Annotated in this window: 14 protein-coding genes; 9 read left to right on the forward strand and 5 right to left on the reverse strand. The window is 73.7% G+C overall.

What is annotated here, in order from left to right:
* The first annotated feature begins 10 nt into the window (after positions 1 to 10).
* Positions 11 to 1,942 (forward strand): sigma-70 family RNA polymerase sigma factor, encoded by a 1,932-nt coding sequence (locus KIH74_RS05150; protein WP_214154598.1) that lies wholly within the window; start codon positions 11 to 13, stop codon positions 1,940 to 1,942.
* A gap of 185 nt (positions 1,943 to 2,127) precedes the next feature.
* Here KIH74_RS05150 and KIH74_RS05155 read toward each other — a convergent pair whose 3' ends face one another.
* Entirely contained in the window at positions 2,128 to 3,351 is a 1,224-nt protein-coding gene (locus KIH74_RS05155; RefSeq protein ID WP_214154599.1) for an alginate lyase family protein, read from the reverse strand.
* A gap of 146 nt (positions 3,352 to 3,497) precedes the next feature.
* On the opposite strand from KIH74_RS05155, the gene KIH74_RS05160 reads away from it, so the two are divergent.
* Entirely contained in the window at positions 3,498 to 4,388 is an 891-nt protein-coding gene (locus KIH74_RS05160) for a tetratricopeptide repeat protein (RefSeq protein ID WP_214154600.1), read from the forward strand.
* 2 nt (positions 4,389 to 4,390) lie between these two features.
* Here the strand turns inward: KIH74_RS05160 and KIH74_RS05165 are convergent, their stop codons facing one another.
* A complete protein-coding gene (locus tag KIH74_RS05165; RefSeq protein WP_214154601.1) occupies positions 4,391 to 5,266 on the reverse strand; it encodes a sensor histidine kinase in 876 nt (291 codons plus the stop codon).
* A gap of 8 nt (positions 5,267 to 5,274) precedes the next feature.
* On the reverse strand, positions 5,275 to 5,904 hold the full coding sequence (locus tag KIH74_RS05170) for a response regulator (protein WP_214154602.1): 630 nt from the start codon (positions 5,902 to 5,904) through the stop codon (positions 5,275 to 5,277).
* Between the two features lie 194 nt (positions 5,905 to 6,098).
* Between KIH74_RS05170 and KIH74_RS05175 the strand changes: the two genes are divergently transcribed.
* Positions 6,099 to 6,497, forward strand: a complete 399-nt coding sequence (locus tag KIH74_RS05175; RefSeq protein ID WP_214154603.1) for a hypothetical protein — start codon at positions 6,099 to 6,101, stop codon at positions 6,495 to 6,497.
* Between the two features lie 18 nt (positions 6,498 to 6,515).
* Here the strand turns inward: KIH74_RS05175 and KIH74_RS05180 are convergent, their stop codons facing one another.
* Positions 6,516 to 7,469 (reverse strand): hypothetical protein, encoded by a 954-nt coding sequence (locus KIH74_RS05180; RefSeq protein ID WP_214154604.1) that lies wholly within the window; start codon positions 7,467 to 7,469, stop codon positions 6,516 to 6,518.
* Between the two features lie 385 nt (positions 7,470 to 7,854).
* Between KIH74_RS05180 and KIH74_RS05185 the strand changes: the two genes are divergently transcribed.
* The 3 genes from KIH74_RS05185 (at position 7,855) to KIH74_RS05195 (ending at position 12,350) form a co-directional block, all read left to right on the forward strand.
* Positions 7,855 to 9,912, forward strand: a complete 2,058-nt coding sequence (locus tag KIH74_RS05185; RefSeq protein ID WP_214154605.1) for a hypothetical protein — start codon at positions 7,855 to 7,857, stop codon at positions 9,910 to 9,912.
* Positions 9,909 to 11,411, forward strand: coding sequence for an ABC transporter substrate-binding protein (locus tag KIH74_RS05190; RefSeq protein WP_214154606.1), 1,503 nt, complete (start codon positions 9,909 to 9,911; stop codon positions 11,409 to 11,411). Before KIH74_RS05185 ends, KIH74_RS05190 begins: the two co-directional genes overlap by 4 nt.
* 132 nt (positions 11,412 to 11,543) lie before the next feature.
* Positions 11,544 to 12,350: a hypothetical protein gene (locus KIH74_RS05195; protein WP_214154607.1), complete on the forward strand. Its 807-nt coding sequence runs from the start codon at positions 11,544 to 11,546 to the stop codon at positions 12,348 to 12,350.
* Positions 12,351 to 12,354: 4 nt separating this feature from the next.
* On the opposite strand, the gene KIH74_RS05200 is transcribed toward KIH74_RS05195, so the two are convergent.
* Positions 12,355 to 13,407 (reverse strand): NAD(P)/FAD-dependent oxidoreductase, encoded by a 1,053-nt coding sequence (locus KIH74_RS05200; RefSeq protein ID WP_214154608.1) that lies wholly within the window; start codon positions 13,405 to 13,407, stop codon positions 12,355 to 12,357.
* An 81-nt stretch (positions 13,408 to 13,488) separates the two neighbouring features.
* On the opposite strand from KIH74_RS05200, the gene KIH74_RS05205 reads away from it, so the two are divergent.
* The 3 genes from KIH74_RS05205 (at position 13,489) to KIH74_RS05215 (ending at position 16,588) form a co-directional block, all read left to right on the forward strand.
* Positions 13,489 to 14,820: an alanine racemase gene (locus tag KIH74_RS05205; RefSeq protein WP_214154609.1), complete on the forward strand. Its 1,332-nt coding sequence runs from the start codon at positions 13,489 to 13,491 to the stop codon at positions 14,818 to 14,820.
* 39 nt (positions 14,821 to 14,859) lie between these two features.
* Entirely contained in the window at positions 14,860 to 15,237 is a 378-nt protein-coding gene (locus KIH74_RS05210; protein WP_214154610.1) for an amidohydrolase family protein, read from the forward strand.
* A gap of 70 nt (positions 15,238 to 15,307) precedes the next feature.
* Positions 15,308 to 16,588 (forward strand): glycosyltransferase family 4 protein, encoded by a 1,281-nt coding sequence (locus tag KIH74_RS05215; protein WP_214154611.1) that lies wholly within the window; start codon positions 15,308 to 15,310, stop codon positions 16,586 to 16,588.
* Positions 16,589 to 16,594: the final 6 nt, after the last annotated feature.

Raw genomic sequence — 16,594 nt, forward strand, 5'->3', positions numbered from 1 at the left:
GCGGTACGAGATGACGACGCAGGCCGGTGCACCCGACCGGACGCAGCTGGCGGCGCGGGTGCGGCGTGCCCAGAACGGTGACCGGCAGGCCCTGTCCGAGCTGGTCGGCGACCACCTGGACATGCTCTACAACGTGACCGGCCGGGCCCTGGACGGTCACGCCGACGTGGACGACGTGGTGCAGAACGTCCTGGTCAGCGTGGTGGAGAAACTGCCGTCGGTGCGTGAGCCGGAACGTTTCTCCGGGTGGGTGCTGGCGATCGCCCGGCGCGAGATCACCGACCAGCTGCGGCGCCGGCAGACCGCCCGCCGGCGTGGGCCCGAGCCGGAGGACGCGCCCGAGCGGGCGGATCCGGCCTCGGACTTCACCGACCTGACCATCCTGCGGCTGGGACTCAGCGGGCAGCGCCGTCAGGTGGCGCGGGCCGCCCGCTGGATGGATCCCGACGCCCGGTTCACGCTGTCGCTGTGGTGGCTGGAGCTGCTCGGCGAGATCACCCGTGCCGACCTGGCCACCGCGACGGCCGAGGCGACCGGCACCGACCCCGCCCACGCGGCGGTGCGGGTGAAACGGATGCGCGAGCAGCTGGAGCTGTGCCGGCGGATCGAGGCCGCGCTCGCCGCCCGCCCCGGATGTGCCGGCCTGGCAGGGATTCTCGACGACTGGGACGGGGCACCCGGCCCGGTCTGGCGCAAGCGGATCGCCCGGCACCTGCGGGACTGCCGGCACTGCGGTCCGCCGCTGCTGATCGCGCCGGAACGCCTGCTCAGCGGGATGGTCATGCTGCCGGCGACGTTGTCGCTGCCCGGGTTGCTGCCCGGGTTGCTGCCGTCGTCGGGCGCGGCCCTGGCGTCCGGTGCGGGGACGTCGGGCGCGGCTCTCGGTGCGGGTTCCGGTGCGGGTTCCGGTGCGGGGGCGGCCGGCGGGGTGGCCGGGGCGGCTGCCGCGGGTTCCGGCGCGGGAGCGTCTGCTTCGGCGGGTGCGGGTGCGGGTGCGGGTGCGGGTGCGGGTGCGGGCGGCTGGCTGGGCGGGGCCGTCACCGGCAAGACGCTGGCCGGGGTGGCCGCGGCGGTGGTGGCCGCGGGGGCGGTCGCCGCAGGCACGGTGGTGGTGGCCGGGAACGGGCGGCCCGGAAGGAATCCCGAGGTGCCGGCCGCGGTCGCGGTGACACCGGCGTCCACCGTTGAGGCCACGGTGCCGCACAGCGAGTCGGCCACCACGAGCGTCACCCCGCAGCCGGTGCACACCACGAAGGCCCGCACGACGATGACCCCGGCGGCGGTGCGGTACGGCAGCACCGTCGACACCGCGGACACCGCACCCCCCGCCGGCCGCCGGCCGGCCCCGCTGCCGGCCCGGCCGGAAGGCACGCTGGGGATCGCGGACTCGGCCGACAACGATCCGCGCGCCGACGTGGTCTCACTGATCCACCGGGACGAGTGGGTGAGGTTCAGCGGCCGGGGATACGTGCGGATCGAGTGGTCGATGGCGATCACCGAGCGGGTCGGCACGGTGACCATGCCGTCCTGGACCGGCTTGCGGGGGAAGATCTTTCACGTCGCGTCCGGCGGCGGGTACCGGCTGGACGACCAGAGACCGGGACAGCCCGGCGGATCCACCTGGATGGGCGACGCCGGCACCGGCGAGGCGGTGCTGCCGGACGGCACCCAGCAGATGTGGGCGTCCGAGTACTACTACGTCGACGGCGAGGTCACCCTCACCTCCAACGAGAGAGGCGCCGACTACAACCTCTACGTGCACCTGCTCGACCGGGCGGCGATCGACGACGACCTGCTGACCGCCCCCGACCTCACCGCCGGCCGGGTGCGCTACGGCGTGAACCGCGACCGCGGCACCGACGCGTCGCCGGTGCCGCAGTACGTCACCCGTTCCCGGCCGGACGACCCGGCCACGGTGCCCCGCCGCAGCCGCGTCGGCTGACAGCGGGCGACGGGGCGCCACCCTCCGGACCGGCCGAGGGCCCGGACCCGCTGTCGTGCTCGGGGTGCTGGTCGCTGGGCACAGGGATGCCCTTTTCGTTTTGACACCGGCCTGGCGCCGACGGTGGTGTCAAAAAGAAGAAGGGGCACCCTGCCCTGGCCCACCGCGTGAGCGGCGGGCACGGTTCAGCGGGTGAACATCAGGGTGCCGAAACCGAGCTGGTCGAAGCCGCCGCCCGTGCCGTAGTCCCCACCACCACCCTCGGCGCGCTGCTTCCTGGTGATCGCGGCGACGTTCGGGGCGGACAGGCCGCGCCGCTTGACGTAGTGCGCGTAGACCATCTCCCACACCGGGCGCACCTGGCCGCGGAAGGCGTCGGAGACGACGGTCTGGGAGCGGGGCGCGCAGGTGGTGCCGTTGCCCCACGCGTAGGTGGTGAACGGCACCGGCCTGCCGAGGTTGTAACGCGCCACGTACTCGGCGCCCTTGAGGAAGCGGTTGTCGTCGTAGCCGTACAGGTCAACGCCCTGGTTCCAGGCCATCTCGCAGATCGTGCCGAGCATGCCGACACCCATCAGGCTGTGGGCCTGGTCGCGGCCGCTCTCCTGCCACTGGCCCAGCTTCCCGTGCAGGAACGGGATGGCGTGCGGGATGGAGCCGTTGCCCGGCCCGTTCTTGACATACCGCACCGCCCGGCGGAACAGGGCACGCTCGTCGCACAGAATGCCGATGGCCATCACCGAGGCCAGGGTGCACAGGTCCCAGTTGGCCCAGTAGTTCGTGATGCAGGCGCCGTTGTGGTCGGTGAGGAACTGGTCGTTGAGCGGGTAGAACACGGTGCGCAGCAGGTGCTGGGCGGCGGGCAGGTCGAAACCTGGGTACTCGCGCAGCAGTTCGGCGGCGTTGGCCAGCTGGTAGCCGTAGATGCCGGCGGCCAGGAACCGGTCGGCGTTGCCGGTGACCTCGGTCAGGGTGGACGACCAGGCGTTCAGGACGCCCGCGGCGGCCCGCGCGTGTTCCTCCTGGCCGGTGATCCGCCAGCGCAGGGCGTTCTGGTAGGCGGCGTGCACGTCGATGTAGAACTGGGCGCAGTTGTCGCCGGTGCCGCCGCGCACCACGGTGGCCAGGGGCCGCGGCGTCCAGGTGGCGTGCGAGCGGCCGTTGGCCACCAGGCGGCGCCATCCGGCGGTCGCCACCGGTGCGCCGGCCGCGACCCGGCGGCCCACCCGGGCCAGGTCACGGTCGGTGTGCAGCATGCCCGGGTGCACGAAGGGCTTCGCCGCGGCCTGGCCGGCCGTGGGCCGTACCGCCGCGGCCGGGTGGACGGCGACGCCGACGGCGGCCACGGCGCCGAGGGCTCCCGCCCCGGTGAGCAGCTGGCGGCGGTTGACGGTTCGCGGTGAGCGCATGGGAGTTCAGCTTTCGGACGGCCGGTCATGGTCACCTGGTACGACGGTGCCGGACCGCGCGGATGACAGAAATCCGACGCGCAGGCCCCCGCACATCCGCCGTGAAGATCACCCTGAAGCCGATCACCCGCGGCTAGCCTGGGGGGATGGGAGACACGGCTGAGATCCTGCGCATCCACCAGGGTGCGGCGTCCACGCTGCCCCGCGCGGTCGCGGTGCTGCTGCTGGACGTCTGGGACGCCGCCGACGAACGGCCCCTGACCTCACGCGTCCTGGTCGAGGTGCACGAGCCCGGCCTGCCCGCCCACCCCCGCGTGGTGCTGCGCGGCAACGGCGTGGCCTTCGCCATGTTCCTGCGCCAGGACGGCTCCCGGGTGCGCTCGCTGGCCGCCCGCGCCGTCGCCCTCACCGAGCAGGCCGTGGGCGCCGAGCACCCCTACGCCGCCACCCAGCTCGGGCACCTGGCCGTGGCCCTGACCCGGGTCGGCGAATGGTCCGAGGCGGCCGAGCTGCTGGAACGCGCCCTGGGCGTGACCCTCGCCGCGGCCGGGCGCTCCGACCTGCGGGTGGCCCGGCACATGAACAACCTGGGCCTGGTGCGCCTGCGGCTGGAGGAGACCGAGGCCGGGCTGTCCATGCTGGAACGCGCCCGGTCCATCGCCGAGCAGGAGAACTCCGCCGGCCCGGAACTGGCCGCCGTGCTGAGCAACCTGGCCAGGGCGCGGCTGCTGGCCGGCGACGCCGACGGCGCCCGGCAGATCCTGTCCCGGGCCACGCAGCTGGCCGAGCGGCTCGACCGGGTGCGCCGCCCGGAGTCGGCGGCCTACACCAACAACCTCGCGGTGCTGCTGTCGGCGCACCTCGACCTGCCGATCGCCGCCCGCCCCCTGGCCCGCGAGGCGCTGCGGCTGGGGGAGAGCAGCGGGCACGGCGTCATCGACACCTACCTGCGCAACCTGGCCGTGGTGATGCGGGCCCTCGGCGAGGAGGAGACCGCCCGCGACCTGGAAGCCCGTGCGGTGCGCCAGATCTCGTAGCCTCAGGCGACCGGCCGGTCGGTGCCCGGGATCCGCAGCGTCACCAGCGTCCCCCCGCCCTCCGGCGTCGTCCAGGTCAGCCGGGCGCCCAGCGAGTCGGCCCGCTCACGCATCCCGATCCGCCCGAACGACGTGCCCGCCGGGTCCACCGGCTCGTCGTCGCCGATGCCCACCCCGTCGTCCCGCACCGTGACCACGATGTGCTGGCCCTCGCGCCCCGCCCGCACCACCACCGTGCGGCACGCCGCGTGGTGCAGCGCGTTGGCCAGCGCCTCCTGCACGATCCGGTAGATCGCCACCTGGGTGTCGGGCGGCAGGTCGGCGGGCAGGCCGGCGACGTCGTGAGTGACCGTGACGCCGGTGGTCCCGTCCGGTGTGCCCGGCACCTGACTGCGCCGGGCCAGGTCCTGCACCGCGGCCGTCAGGCCCAGCGCGTCCAGGGCCAGCGGCCGCATCTGGGTGATCAGGTGCCGCAGCACCCCGATCTGCTCGTGCACCATGTCCCGCGCGTCCTGCACTCCGGCGGCCAGCTTCTCCGGGTCCTGCGTGCGCGAGAGCCCGGCCAGCCACAGCTCCAGCGCGGCCAGGTCCTGCAACGTCTGGTCGTGCAGTTCCTGTGCCCAGTGCCGCCGTTCGGCCTCCTGCCCCTGGAACCGCGCCCGCAGCTGCCGCACCCGCCGCGCGTCGGTGGCCAGCCCGGCCTCCCGGATCGCCAGCGCCGCCGTGACCAGCAACAGCACCGACGGCACCAGCAACAGCAGCAGCACCGGCTGGTCGCGGCCGGTCACGTGCCACAGACCCAGCACCGCCGGCACCGCCCCGAGCCCGGCCGCCCCCAGCAGCCAGGCCCGCACCGTGCGCCGCGTGTCCGGTTCCACCCGCGTCCTCACGTCAGCAACCCCAGACGCCGTGCGGCGTCCACCAGTTCGGACCGGTGGTGCGCGCCCAGCCGCGCCCGCAGACCCGCCCGGTGCGCCTCCACCGTGCGCAGGCTGATGAACAGCTCGTGCGCGATCTCCGCGTTCGTGTGCCCCCGCGCCAGCAACCGCAGCACGTCACGCTCGCGCTCGCTGAGCCCCCCGGCGACCGGCTCGGCCCGCAGCAGCTGCGCGCCCAGCTGCGGCTGGAGGTAGGTGTCGCCGGCCATCACCACCTCGATCGCCCGGATCAGCTCGGCCGCCGCGGCGTCTTTCAGCAGGTAGCCGTGTGCGCCCCGGCCCAGCGCCTCGCGGGCGAAACCGGGATCGTCGTGCATGGTGAGCACCAGGATGCGCGGCGCCGACGGCAGCCCGAGCAGGGTCGGCACGGCGTCCAGGCCGTTCTCCCGGCCCAGCGCGATGTCGAGCACCACCAGGTCGGGTGAGGCCCCCACCACCGTGCCCGCCACCTTGTCCAGGTTGCCGCACTCACCCACGACGTGGCAACGCGGATCGGCCTCCAGCAGTGCCCTCAGGCCGGTGCGCACCATCGTGTGGTCGTCCGCGAGCACGATGCGCCAGGCCGGGGCTTCACTCATCCCGCCAGCGTAGATCCAGGTCTGCGGCAAACCCGCAACACCTTGCGGGTCAATGGCGAGGGCAACGCGACCGGCGCGGCCGATGATCGGAGGGCGTCTTCGCAGCTGAGTCCCGGGAGGCGCCTGGACGGCCGGAATCGGCCGACCGCACAACGGGGTACGGGTACGGGACTCCCCGGCACCGGAGGAACACCATGAGCCACCGTCACCAGCCTGCCACCACCACCCACACCCTCGAACTCGACCAGGTGCGTGAGATCGCCCGGCGTCTGGGCCGGCCCGGCCACGCGCCGGTCACCGCGGGCACGCTCGGCCTCGCCGGGGCGCCCGCCGGCGTCCCCCTGGCCTTCGCCACCACCATGTTCGGGCTGGGCACCCCGCACGGCACCACCCTCGGCGCACAGGCCGTGCTGCGCTCGATCACGGCCGAGGGATCACCCGAGTTCCCCTACGTGCAGGGGCATTTCCTGGACGACGGGCAAGAACGCGTGATCGAGCTGCACTCCCAGGTCCTGCACCAGCTGTGCCTGCGGATGGGCCTGAGCCAGTGCTGGGGCACCGACGCCGTGCTGACCGGCAGCAGTATCCGCTGACGTCCCCGCTCCTGCCGGTCAGGGGAGCCGGCGGAAGTCGTGCCCGGCGGCCAGCCGGCGTTCCAGCAGTTCCCGTAGGGACATGCTCTCGCCGTCGCGGGCGCCCCGGCCCACCGCCAGAGGTGGTGGTGTCGGGGCGATCCGCACCCCGCGCAGCCGTGCCGTCAGCCCGGCCGGGGCGATGAGCAGGTAGAACTCGCCGTCCTCGCCCACCGCCTGCGGACCGCGGGCCTGGAGGTACCAGCCGCTCAGCCCGGTGCGGTAGCCGCCGGACCCGTTGTACGCCCGGGCCTTCAGCGGTTCGGGCGGCAGTCCCAGCTCGCGCGCCCGGGCCAGGAACCCGGCCACCAGTTCCCGCGCCCGCTGCGACTCCGCGGCCTCGCTGCGCCGGCGGGCCCGGTCGTGCGCCTCGAAGGCCTCGCGGCGGCGGGCGGGCCAGTCGGTGGCGGTGTCGACGGGCTTGGAGTCGGGGCTGGTTCCGGCAGCAGGGTCGGAGCTGTGGCCGTGGCTGGGGACAGGGCTGGTGCTGGAACCGGCGTCGGAGTGGGTGCTGGGGTCCGTGCCCAGGTGCGTGCCGGCCTCGGAGTTGGTGCCGGCGGCGTGGTCGGTGCCCGGGCCGAGGTGGGGATCGGAGTCGGTGCCCGTGCTGGAGCCGCCCGGGGTGCCGGCGATGGAGTCCGGGCCGATGTCCGTGCTGGTGCTGGTTTCGGGGGCGGAATCGGCGGCCGGTTCCGGTGGGGTTGATTCCAGTGAGGCCGGTTCCCGGGCGGCTGTTTGCAGCGAGACCGGTTCCAGCGAGACCGGTTCCAGCGAGACCGGTTCCGGTGAGGCTGGTTCTGGTGAAACTGTTTCTGGTGAGGCTGGTTCCGGGGTGGCTGAGGTGGGCGGGGCCGGTTCCGGAGTGGTCTGGCCGGTGGCGGTGATGCGCGGTGTGGGTGCGGGTGCAGGCCGGTCCTCGTCGTCCGTGTGCATGGGGGCACCGTACGACTCGCCGGGCCGATGGCGTGAGGCGGCGTCCCACCCCGCACTCCGGGTCTGGACTTCCCACCGGCACCTCCTCGTTCGTCATGTCCCCACCGAACCTGAGTCCACTCCAGCGTGTGCCCATCAATGTGGCCATCAACCTGGCCCGCCAGACCTGGCCCGCCCCACGCCTGGCCCGCCCCACGCCTGGCCCGCCAGATCCGGCCCGCCCGGCGCGCATTCGCTCGGCCGGGCCGGATCACCGCGTCGTCCACCGTAAGTTTCTTTCTGGTTACGTCCTGCGGTATTTGCCCCGCTTGGATGCGCTGAGTGCCAATGATTGCACTCTGAGTTCCATGGGGTGCGGGATCTGGGACGGCATGCGGGGGCAACGATGGGAGACCGGACGGCGCTGGAGCGGCGCCAGGGCACGTTCAGGCTGCTCGACGCCCTGATCGGGCTGCCGGTGGTGCGGGGTCGTCGCACGCCGGTGTCACCGCCGGTCCTGGTGGTGAGCGACTGGCGCGGGGGCGGCAAGACGGCGGTCCTTGAGTGGCTGTCCGAGGTGCTGGAGGCACGCCGGATTCCTTTCGCACAGCTGGATCTCGCGCGCAACCGGCCGGCCACGGAGCGGGAGATCGTGTTCGCGGCGGCCTACCAGGTCAGCCGGGACTGGGGGCGTCCCTACCGGAACATCGGGTTCGCCCGGCTCGGCACCGTGCGCCAGGTGATGGACATGACCCTGAGCGTCGACCCGCAGGCCGACCGCAAGGGCGCCCGCGGCGAGATCGAGCGCAAGCTCCAGAGCAACCGCCTGCCGATGAGCGTGCTGCGGGGCGAGTTCGCCGACGCGGCGGGGGCTCTGGTCGGCAAGGCGGTGCGGGGGCTGGGGCCGCTGGGCCCGTTCGCCGACCTGATCATGGCCGTCGCCCGTCTGGTGCCGGAATGGCTGCTGGGCCGGCTGCGCGGGTTCCGGCTGGGCCGTCAGGTCGTGCTCGGCCGGCGCTACACCTGGTTCGACGCGCGCACGGCCGGCCGCGGGCCGGGCCATCCCGCGGACGTGCTCGTCGACCTCTACCAGCGCACCCGGCCCGCGGTGCGCAACCGCACCGACAACGTCGAGCACGTGGACAAGCTGGTGCGCGAGGCCTTCCTGGCCGACCTGACCGAGCACTTCTCCGGCCGCCGGGCCCGCCGCCTGCTGGCCTACGGCTGCGTGCTGATGCTCGACAACGCCGACGACCTCACCGGCCGTCGGTTCGTCACCGACCTGGCCGAGACGCTGAGCGCCTCGACGCCGCTGACCCCGCTGACGGTCGTGGTCACCGACCACGGTGAGAACGCCTACGGCGAGGGCGTGATCGACCTCGGGTCGGACGCCGACGAGAAGCCGTGGCAGCCGCGGCCCACCCGCCCGCAGGACCCGGACACGCGGATCGGGCTGCGGCGGCTGGCCGCGCTGGAGCGGCCGGACGTCGGGGTGGTCCTGGAGCAGGAGGGCGTGCCCGGCGGCGGTACCCGGGTGACCCACCGGCTGATGCACGAGCTGACGGACGGGCACCCGCTCGGCACCCGCCGGGTGGCCGAGGCGCTGCACCGGGCCTCGGCCCGCGACGGCGGCGGCTCCTGGGACCCGGAACATCTGGGATGGCCGCGGCGCATCCTGGCGCTGCCGGTGCACGACGGTGCCGGGCAGGGCGAGTCACTGCGTGACTGGCTGCTGGGGGAGCTGACCTCCGACCTGACCCCCGACGGCACCGGGACCCGGCGCCCGGCGCACGACCTGGACACCCTGGTGACCTGGGCGCCGGCCGCCGACCGGTCCGAGGTGGAGGCCCTGGCGGCGCTGATCGGCCGGCGGGAGTCCTACCTCCTCGACTACCGGGACAAGGTGCTGGGCCCCGGCCGGGGCGTCACGGCCGCCGTGGCCCGGCGGGTTCTGCTGGAACGGCTGGCCACCCGGGACGCGAGACGGAACGACAGCTGGGACAGCGTCTTCCGGGCCCTCGCGCGAGCAGGACGGCGGACGCCGGAACGCGAGGTCGCGTGCCGGGTGTCGCTCGGCGAGGTGCGGCCGGCGGCCACGTACCTGGCCGGCCGGCTGGGCGCCGACCCGCCGGCCGACTGGCTGGCCCGGCTGCACCGGATCGCCGCGGCGCCGCACCGGCCCCTCACCCCGGAGGTGCCGCCGATCGAGGAGTTCCACCGGCGCAGCGAGATGTTCGACGAGGAGCTCGGGCAGGACCAGGGACCGCCCCTGCTGCGGGTGGCCGGGATCTGGCTCATCGCCCTGTGGATCGCCCAGGACCGGCTGGCGGGTGCGCACCGCAGGTACCTCTACGACCAGATGATCCGTCAGCTGGCCGCCGTGCGCATCGATTCTCGCACCGACAACACGCCTTTCGACAGGGAAGAGAACCGCTACAAGGAGGAGAGGGACTTCTGGCCATGAGCCACTGGACCGCGCTGGAGCAGGCGGACACCGAGGGACTGTTCCAGCTGCCCTCGGGACGCCGCCGTCGTGTCGTCGTCCTGCTGCTGGTGGCCGCGCTGGTGCTGGCCCTGGGCGGCTGGGGGATCGCCACGGTGGTGCGCGCCTGCGGCGGCCTGGGGTCGGGGGTGACCTCGGTGGGTGGCGAGTGCGTCGGTGTCAGTGACAGTTTCGTGTTCGACGAGGACGAGTACGCCGGGGTGATGTCGCGGATCACGGCGGAGAACGCCTCGATCGGGCAGGGTTCGGCGGTCACCGTGGCCGTGCTCGGGTCGTTCACCACCGACGACACCAGCGCGGTGTCGAAGGCGGAGATGCGCCGCCAGCTGGCCGGGGCCTACGTGGCGCAGCGCCGGCACAACACCAGTGGCACCGGCGTGCGGATGAAGCTGGTGGTGGCGAACTGGGGCAGCCACGAGCAGGAGTGGTCGCGGGTGGTGGACGGTCTGGTGGAACGGGTGGACGACGAAGACCCGCTGGTGGCGGTCACCGGCATGGGCGTGAGCGTCACCCAGACCCGGGACGCCGCCCGGCGGCTGTCGCAGGCCGGCATCCCGATGGTCGGCACGATCACCACCGCCGACGAGCTCACCGCCGTCGACGGGTACTTCCGGGTGTCGCCGCCCAACCGCGAGTACGTCTCCAGCCTGCGCAGTTACGTGCAGCGCACGAAGGGACTGAAGCGGGCGGTGCTGATGGCCGACCAGGGACCGGCGTCCAACGACCTGTTCACCGCCAACCTGGCCGAGGACATGAGGACGGCGTTCGCCCGGGAGATCGGCCTGACCCCGATCATCCAGTTCACCGGCACCCAGGACCCGCAGGGTGTGCAGCCCAACTCCTTCGCCGTGAAGGCCGTGGAGGCCTGCCGCGACGACAACGACCTGCTGCTGTACGCCGGCCGCTCGAACGACCTGGCCCAGCTCCTGAACATCCTGGTCGAGCGCTGCGGCCACCGGAAGCTGACGGTGATGACCGGCGGCTCGGACGACCTCGGCCGCTTCCGCGACCTGTCCGCCGACCTGGCCGCCGCCAACATCACCCTGGTCTACGCCAGCGGTGCGGACGCCGTGGGCTGGCTCGCCGGGCAGGACACGCCGGCCGCGTTCGGCGACTTCCACAAGTATTTCGCCGACGCCGGTCTCGGCGACGACACCGAGCTCGACGACGGCGCGGTGATGTCGGCCCACGACTCCGTGCGGGTGGTCTCCACCGCGCTCGAGCTGGCTCTGGAAGAGGGGGTGACCCCGGGCGAGAACACCCGCCACGACGTCATGCAGGCGATGAGCAGCCTGAACGGCGACTTCGAGGTGCAGGGCGCCACCGGCGACTTCAGTTTCCAGGTGCGGCCCCCGGCCACGGGCGACCCGGTGGGCAAACCGGTGCCGGTGGTGAGTATCCCGCAGGCCCGGCAGCAGGGGCCCACCTACCGCACCGAGCCCGGGCTCATCCGGCGGTGACGGGGAGCCCGGCCACCAGGATCCCGTCACAACTTGCCATCGCTTCGGTCGCATTCCGCTCCCGGACCGCCACGCAACAGAATCGTCCTCTAAGTTGCACGACGTGCATGGAAGCCGCTGGGCGCAGGACGCATGAGCGACAACAGGAGCGGTGCCACCGGCCGCGGGCGGCGGATCCTGGTCCGGGCCGGGTTCTGGCTGGCCGGGGCCGCGCTCGCGGCGGTCTTCTTCCTGGCGCCCGCCCGGCTGGGCGAGTGGATCGGGCGGCGGGTCACCGGCGAGGACACCTCGCAGCTGGGCACGGTGCTGAGCTGGTCGCTGGAGGCCGGCTGGATCACCTTCCTGGTGCTGCTGGCCGCCGGGCTGGTGCGCCAGGCCCGGGACGGCCGCCGCGACCGCGACCGCCGGGCCGGCTGGGAGGCCGTCGCCCGCGAGCAGGCCGCGGTGCGCCGCCAGAAGCACCAGTACACCGAGGCGCTGGCGAATCTCCAGACGCTGCGCCGTCTTCTGCTGCTCGGCGACGGCCTGACCGGTATGACCCGGCTGACGTTCGCGGACTGCGCCCTGGTGGAACCGCGGGCCGCGCACCGTAACGGGCCGCGGGTGCCGACCGTGGTGGACACCGGCGGGCGGGTCGAGATCAGCCACGACGCCATCGTGTACCGCGGCGCCGAACGGCAGGAGACCTGGGAGTTCGACCACCTCCAGCAGGTGATGCACGCCGCCGACCACGTGGCGATCGCCGTCGGCAACCGCAAGAGCGTCAGCGGGGTGCTGCTGCCGCCCGCCTTCCGGGCGGTGTTCACCTTCGCGGTGGACGCCCGCCGGCACGGCCTGACCTGGACCGACCAGGTCAGCCGCCGGTTCAACGCGATCGAGACCGAGCTGGTGCGGGGCCTGGAGGCCTCCCGCGGCCAGGAGAGCGGTGTCCCGGTCTGACCTCTCAGTCGATGGACGACGGAACCACCCCGTCCAGCACCGCCCCGGCCAGCTGCTCCCCGATCAGTGGCGCGAACTTGAACAGGTTTTCGCCGTACACCGCGATCGTGCGGTCCCGGCGCAGGTAGTGGATGCCGTCGTCGAGGTCCGCGTACGGCGTGCAGTAGATCTCGTCGACGATCCGCGGTTCCACGTGCTCCAGCTCGGCGCGCACGTAGTCGAGGGTCGCGGCCCGGGCCGCCTCCAGCGCGGCCGTCCGGCCGACCTCCCAGCGGGTGGCCGAGGCGCCCAGCTCCAGGCCGACGGCCCAGTGCCCGGGCGTACTGGAGTGCTGGTAGGTGGACAGGCCGCCGGCGGTGCGGGTGATCCAGGCGGGCGGCCCGGCGGGTGCTTGCTCCCGCAGCGGGAACGTGAACCGGGCGTGATGGGTCAGCGCGGCCGGGGCGTCCAGGCCCACCTGCGCGGCCAGCGCCGAGGTGCCCGCCCCGGCGGCCAGGACCACGGTCTCGAAACGCCCGCCGCAGTCACCGTCGCGGGTACGCACCAGCACGCCGTCCGACGTCTCCTCCAGGCCGCTCACCGCCGCGGTGCGCACGGCCGGCGCGCAGATCCTGGACAGGAACTCCCGGACCCGGTCCACGCGGATCACCCCGCCGGCCGGGTCGGCCAGGAAGTGTTCCGGGAGCCGGGCCGCGGGCAGCCGGGGCCTGTCGTCGTCCTCGAACGAAACGGTGAACGGCGCCCCCGCGGAGGCCATGGCCCGCGCCCAGGGCAGCACGTCCTGCTCGGTGGGACCGCTGATCACGGTGCCGGCCGGCTCCACGAGCTGCCGCCCGGCCCGCCTCTCCCACCCGGTGAACAGCCGGCGGGAGTGCCCGGCGGCGATGACCAGCTCGGGCGCCCGGTGGGCGTAGCGGAAGATCCGCGAGTCCCCGGCCGAGCGCTCGCCCATCACCGCCGCACCCTGCTCGTAGCAGACCACGTCGGCCCCGCGTTCCAGCAGCGCGGCCGTGGTGGCCAGCCCGACGACTCCGGCACCGATCACAGCAACTGACATCGCACCATCATCACCCCTGGCGTGCGCCCGAAATCGTGGTGTTGACTCGAGCGGCAGCAGGAGAAACGACACGAACAGCGGGTGGCCTCAGACGTGGGCAACAACAGCAGCAACGATGTGAACGGCGAAAGACTCCGGGCCAAGGCCCTGGACGAGCTGGCCGACCTGCCGGTGGCGGTGACCGAGAAGGGCTGGGGCAGCGTGGTGAGCCGGGGCGTGGTGACGGCCCGGTCGCTGCGGGCCAACGCGCTCGGCCTGCACGACGGCGACTTCACCTTCCCCCTGGCCGTTCTCGACCGGTCGGCACTGGCGGGCAACATCACGGCGATGGCCCGGTGGTGCGAGCAGCACGGGGTGCGGCTGGCACCGCACGGCAAGACGTACATGTCGCCGGAGATCGCGCACCAGCAGCTGGCGGCCGGGGCCTGGGCGATCACCGTGGCCGGCATCGCGCAGCTACAGGCCTACCACGCCTACGGCGTGCGCCGGTTCGTGGTGGCCAACCAGCTGGCCGACCGGGCCGGCGTGGGCTGGCTGGCCCGGCAGCTGGCGGTGGACGCCGACCTGCGGGTCTGGGTGAACGTGGACTCGGTGGCCGGGGTGGAGTTCCTGGCGGCGGAGCTGTCGCGGGCGGGGGCCCGCCGGCCGCTGGAGGTGCTGGTCGAGCTGGGGCACCCGGGCGGGCGCACCGGCGCCCGCTCGGTGGAGACGGCCCGGGCGGTGGCGGTGGCGGTGGCCGCGTGCCCGGACCTGAACCTGGCCGGGGTCAGCGGCTACGAGGGCACGCTGGGGCATCACGGGCTGCCGGAGGAGAACGAGCGGGTGGCGGCCTGGGCGGCCGGGCTGGCCCGGCTCGGCGACGACCTGTTCAGCGCCGGTCTGCTGGCGCCCGGCTACGTGGTGTCGGCGGGCGGCAGCGCGTTCCCCGACGTGGTCACGCACACGCTGAAACTGTGGGCGTACGGCGGGGATCCGGTGATCGTGCTGCGCAGCGGCGCCTACGCGGTGCACGACGACGGCTACTACGCCTCGGTGACGCCGAGCGGCCGGCAGGCCGACGGGCCGGTGCTGCGCCCGGCGCTGTCGGTGTGGGCGCCGGTGCTCTCGCGCCCGGAGCCGGAGCTGGCCCTGCTGCTGCTCGGCCGCCGCGACGCCGGTTTCGACGAGGGCCTGCCGGTGCCGCGCGAGGTGCGCCACCGGGACGGGCTGCGGGTGCCGGCCCAGGACATGGAGGTGACCGCGCTCAACGACCAGCACGGCTTCCTGCGGGTGCCGGCCGGCAGCGCCCTGGGCCCGGGAGACCTGGTGCACGTGGGCATCTCCCACCCCTGCACCACGCTCGACAAGTGGCGCGTCATCGCGGTGGTCGACGAGGACGAGCAGGTGGTCGACCTGGTGCACACGTTCTTCTGAGGAGCCGGGCTGCGCACCACCGACCTCGCACAGGCTGACGTGAAGCACATCCCGCAGCCGGCCGGCGAAGAGGCGATCATCGACGCCCACCAGCACGTGTGGGACCTGGACCGGGCGCCGTACCCGTGGCTGGGCCCGGCCACGCCGCTGTGGAACCGGACCTTCACCCTGGCCGAGCTGCTGCCGCACCTGGAACGCCACGGCATCGCCCGCACCGTGCTGGTGCAGTCGGCCGACAACGCCCAGGACACCGATCACATGCTGGCCGTCGCCGACGAGTACCCGCAGGTGCTGGCCGGGATCGTGGTGCACGTGCCGCTGGGGCGTCCGCGGGAGGCGCACGAGCGGCTGACGCGCCTGCGGCACGACCGGCGGGTGGTCGGCAGATCCGGCCCCTGTCTGCCCTCAGGGCCGTGACTTTGGCCACGAAGGCCGGGGGCGGTGGCGGGCCGGAAAACGCGGTTTCAGCCGTTATCGTCATCCAACCATGAACGATGACGGGTCGGGGCGGGCACTGCGGATCGCGCTGCTGTCGTACCGCAGCAAGCCGCACAGCGGGGGTCAGGGCGTCTACGTCCGCAACCTGTCCCGCGAGCTGGTCGCGCTCGGGCACCGGGTCGAGGTGTTCTCCTCCCCGCCGCTGCCCAAGCTCGACCCGGGGGTGCGGCTGACCCACATCCGCAACCTCGACCTGTACCGCGAGCCGGACCCGTTCCGCACGCCGCACCGCTCGGAGTTCCGCTCGCCGGTGGACGTCCTGGAGTGGGGGCTGATGTGCACGGCCGCCTTCCCCGAGCCGCTGACGTTCTCGCTGCGCGCCTGGCATCACCTGCGCTCGCGCCTGGCGGATTTCGACGTCGTGCACGACAACCAGTCCCTCGGCTACGGTCTGCTCGGGCTGGGCGGTGAGCTGCGGCGGCGGGGTGTGCCGCTGGTGGCGACCGTGCACCACCCGATCACCGTGGACCGCGACCTGGAGCTGGCGGCCGCGGCCGGAGACCGCGGGCGGCAGCTGTCGCTGCGCCGCTGGTACGCGTTCTGCCGCATGCAGGGCCGGGTCTCGCGGCGTCTGCCGTGGCTGACCACGGTCTCGGCGGCCTCGCGCGACGAGATCGTGAAGGCGTTCGGGGTGCGCCCGCAGCGCCTGCGGGTGATCGGGGCCGGGGTGGACGAGGAGGGGTTCGCACCGCGCCCCGGAGCCCGGCGGGTGCCGGGCCGGGTGGTGACCGTGGCCAGTGCCGACGTGCCGCTCAAGGGGCTGGGCGACCTGATCGAGGCGGTCGCGAAGGTGGCCGCGGAGCGCCCGGTCGAGCTGGTGGTGGTCGGCTCGGCCCGCCCGGGCGGCCCGGCCGAGCGCTCGATCAGCCGCCTCGGCCTGGAGGGCGTGGTGCGGTTCGAGCACGGGCTGCCGGACGAGGCGCTGGCCGGGCTGTTCCGCAGCGCCGAGGTGGCGGTGGTTCCCTCGCGCTACGAGGGGTTCTCGCTGCCGGCGGTGGAGGCGATGGCCTGCGCCGTCCCCCTGGTCGTCACCACGGCCGGGGCACTGCCCGAGGTGACCGGCCCGGACGGGCTGGCCGCGCTGCACGTGCCCTCCGGCGACGTGGATGCCCTGGCCCGCTCGATCGGGCGCCTGCTGGACGACCCGGGCCTGCGCGAACGGCTCGGCGCCGCCGGCCGGGCCCGGGTGCTGGAGCGGTTCACCTGGCGGCTGACCGCCAGCCGCACCGCACAGTGGTACCACGACGCCATCGAGGAGCTGAACAGGTGACAATCG

Origin of the sequence: Kineosporia corallincola (assembly GCF_018499875.1) — a bacterium.
Taxonomy (GTDB): Bacteria; Actinomycetota; Actinomycetes; order Actinomycetales; family Kineosporiaceae; genus Kineosporia; species Kineosporia corallincola.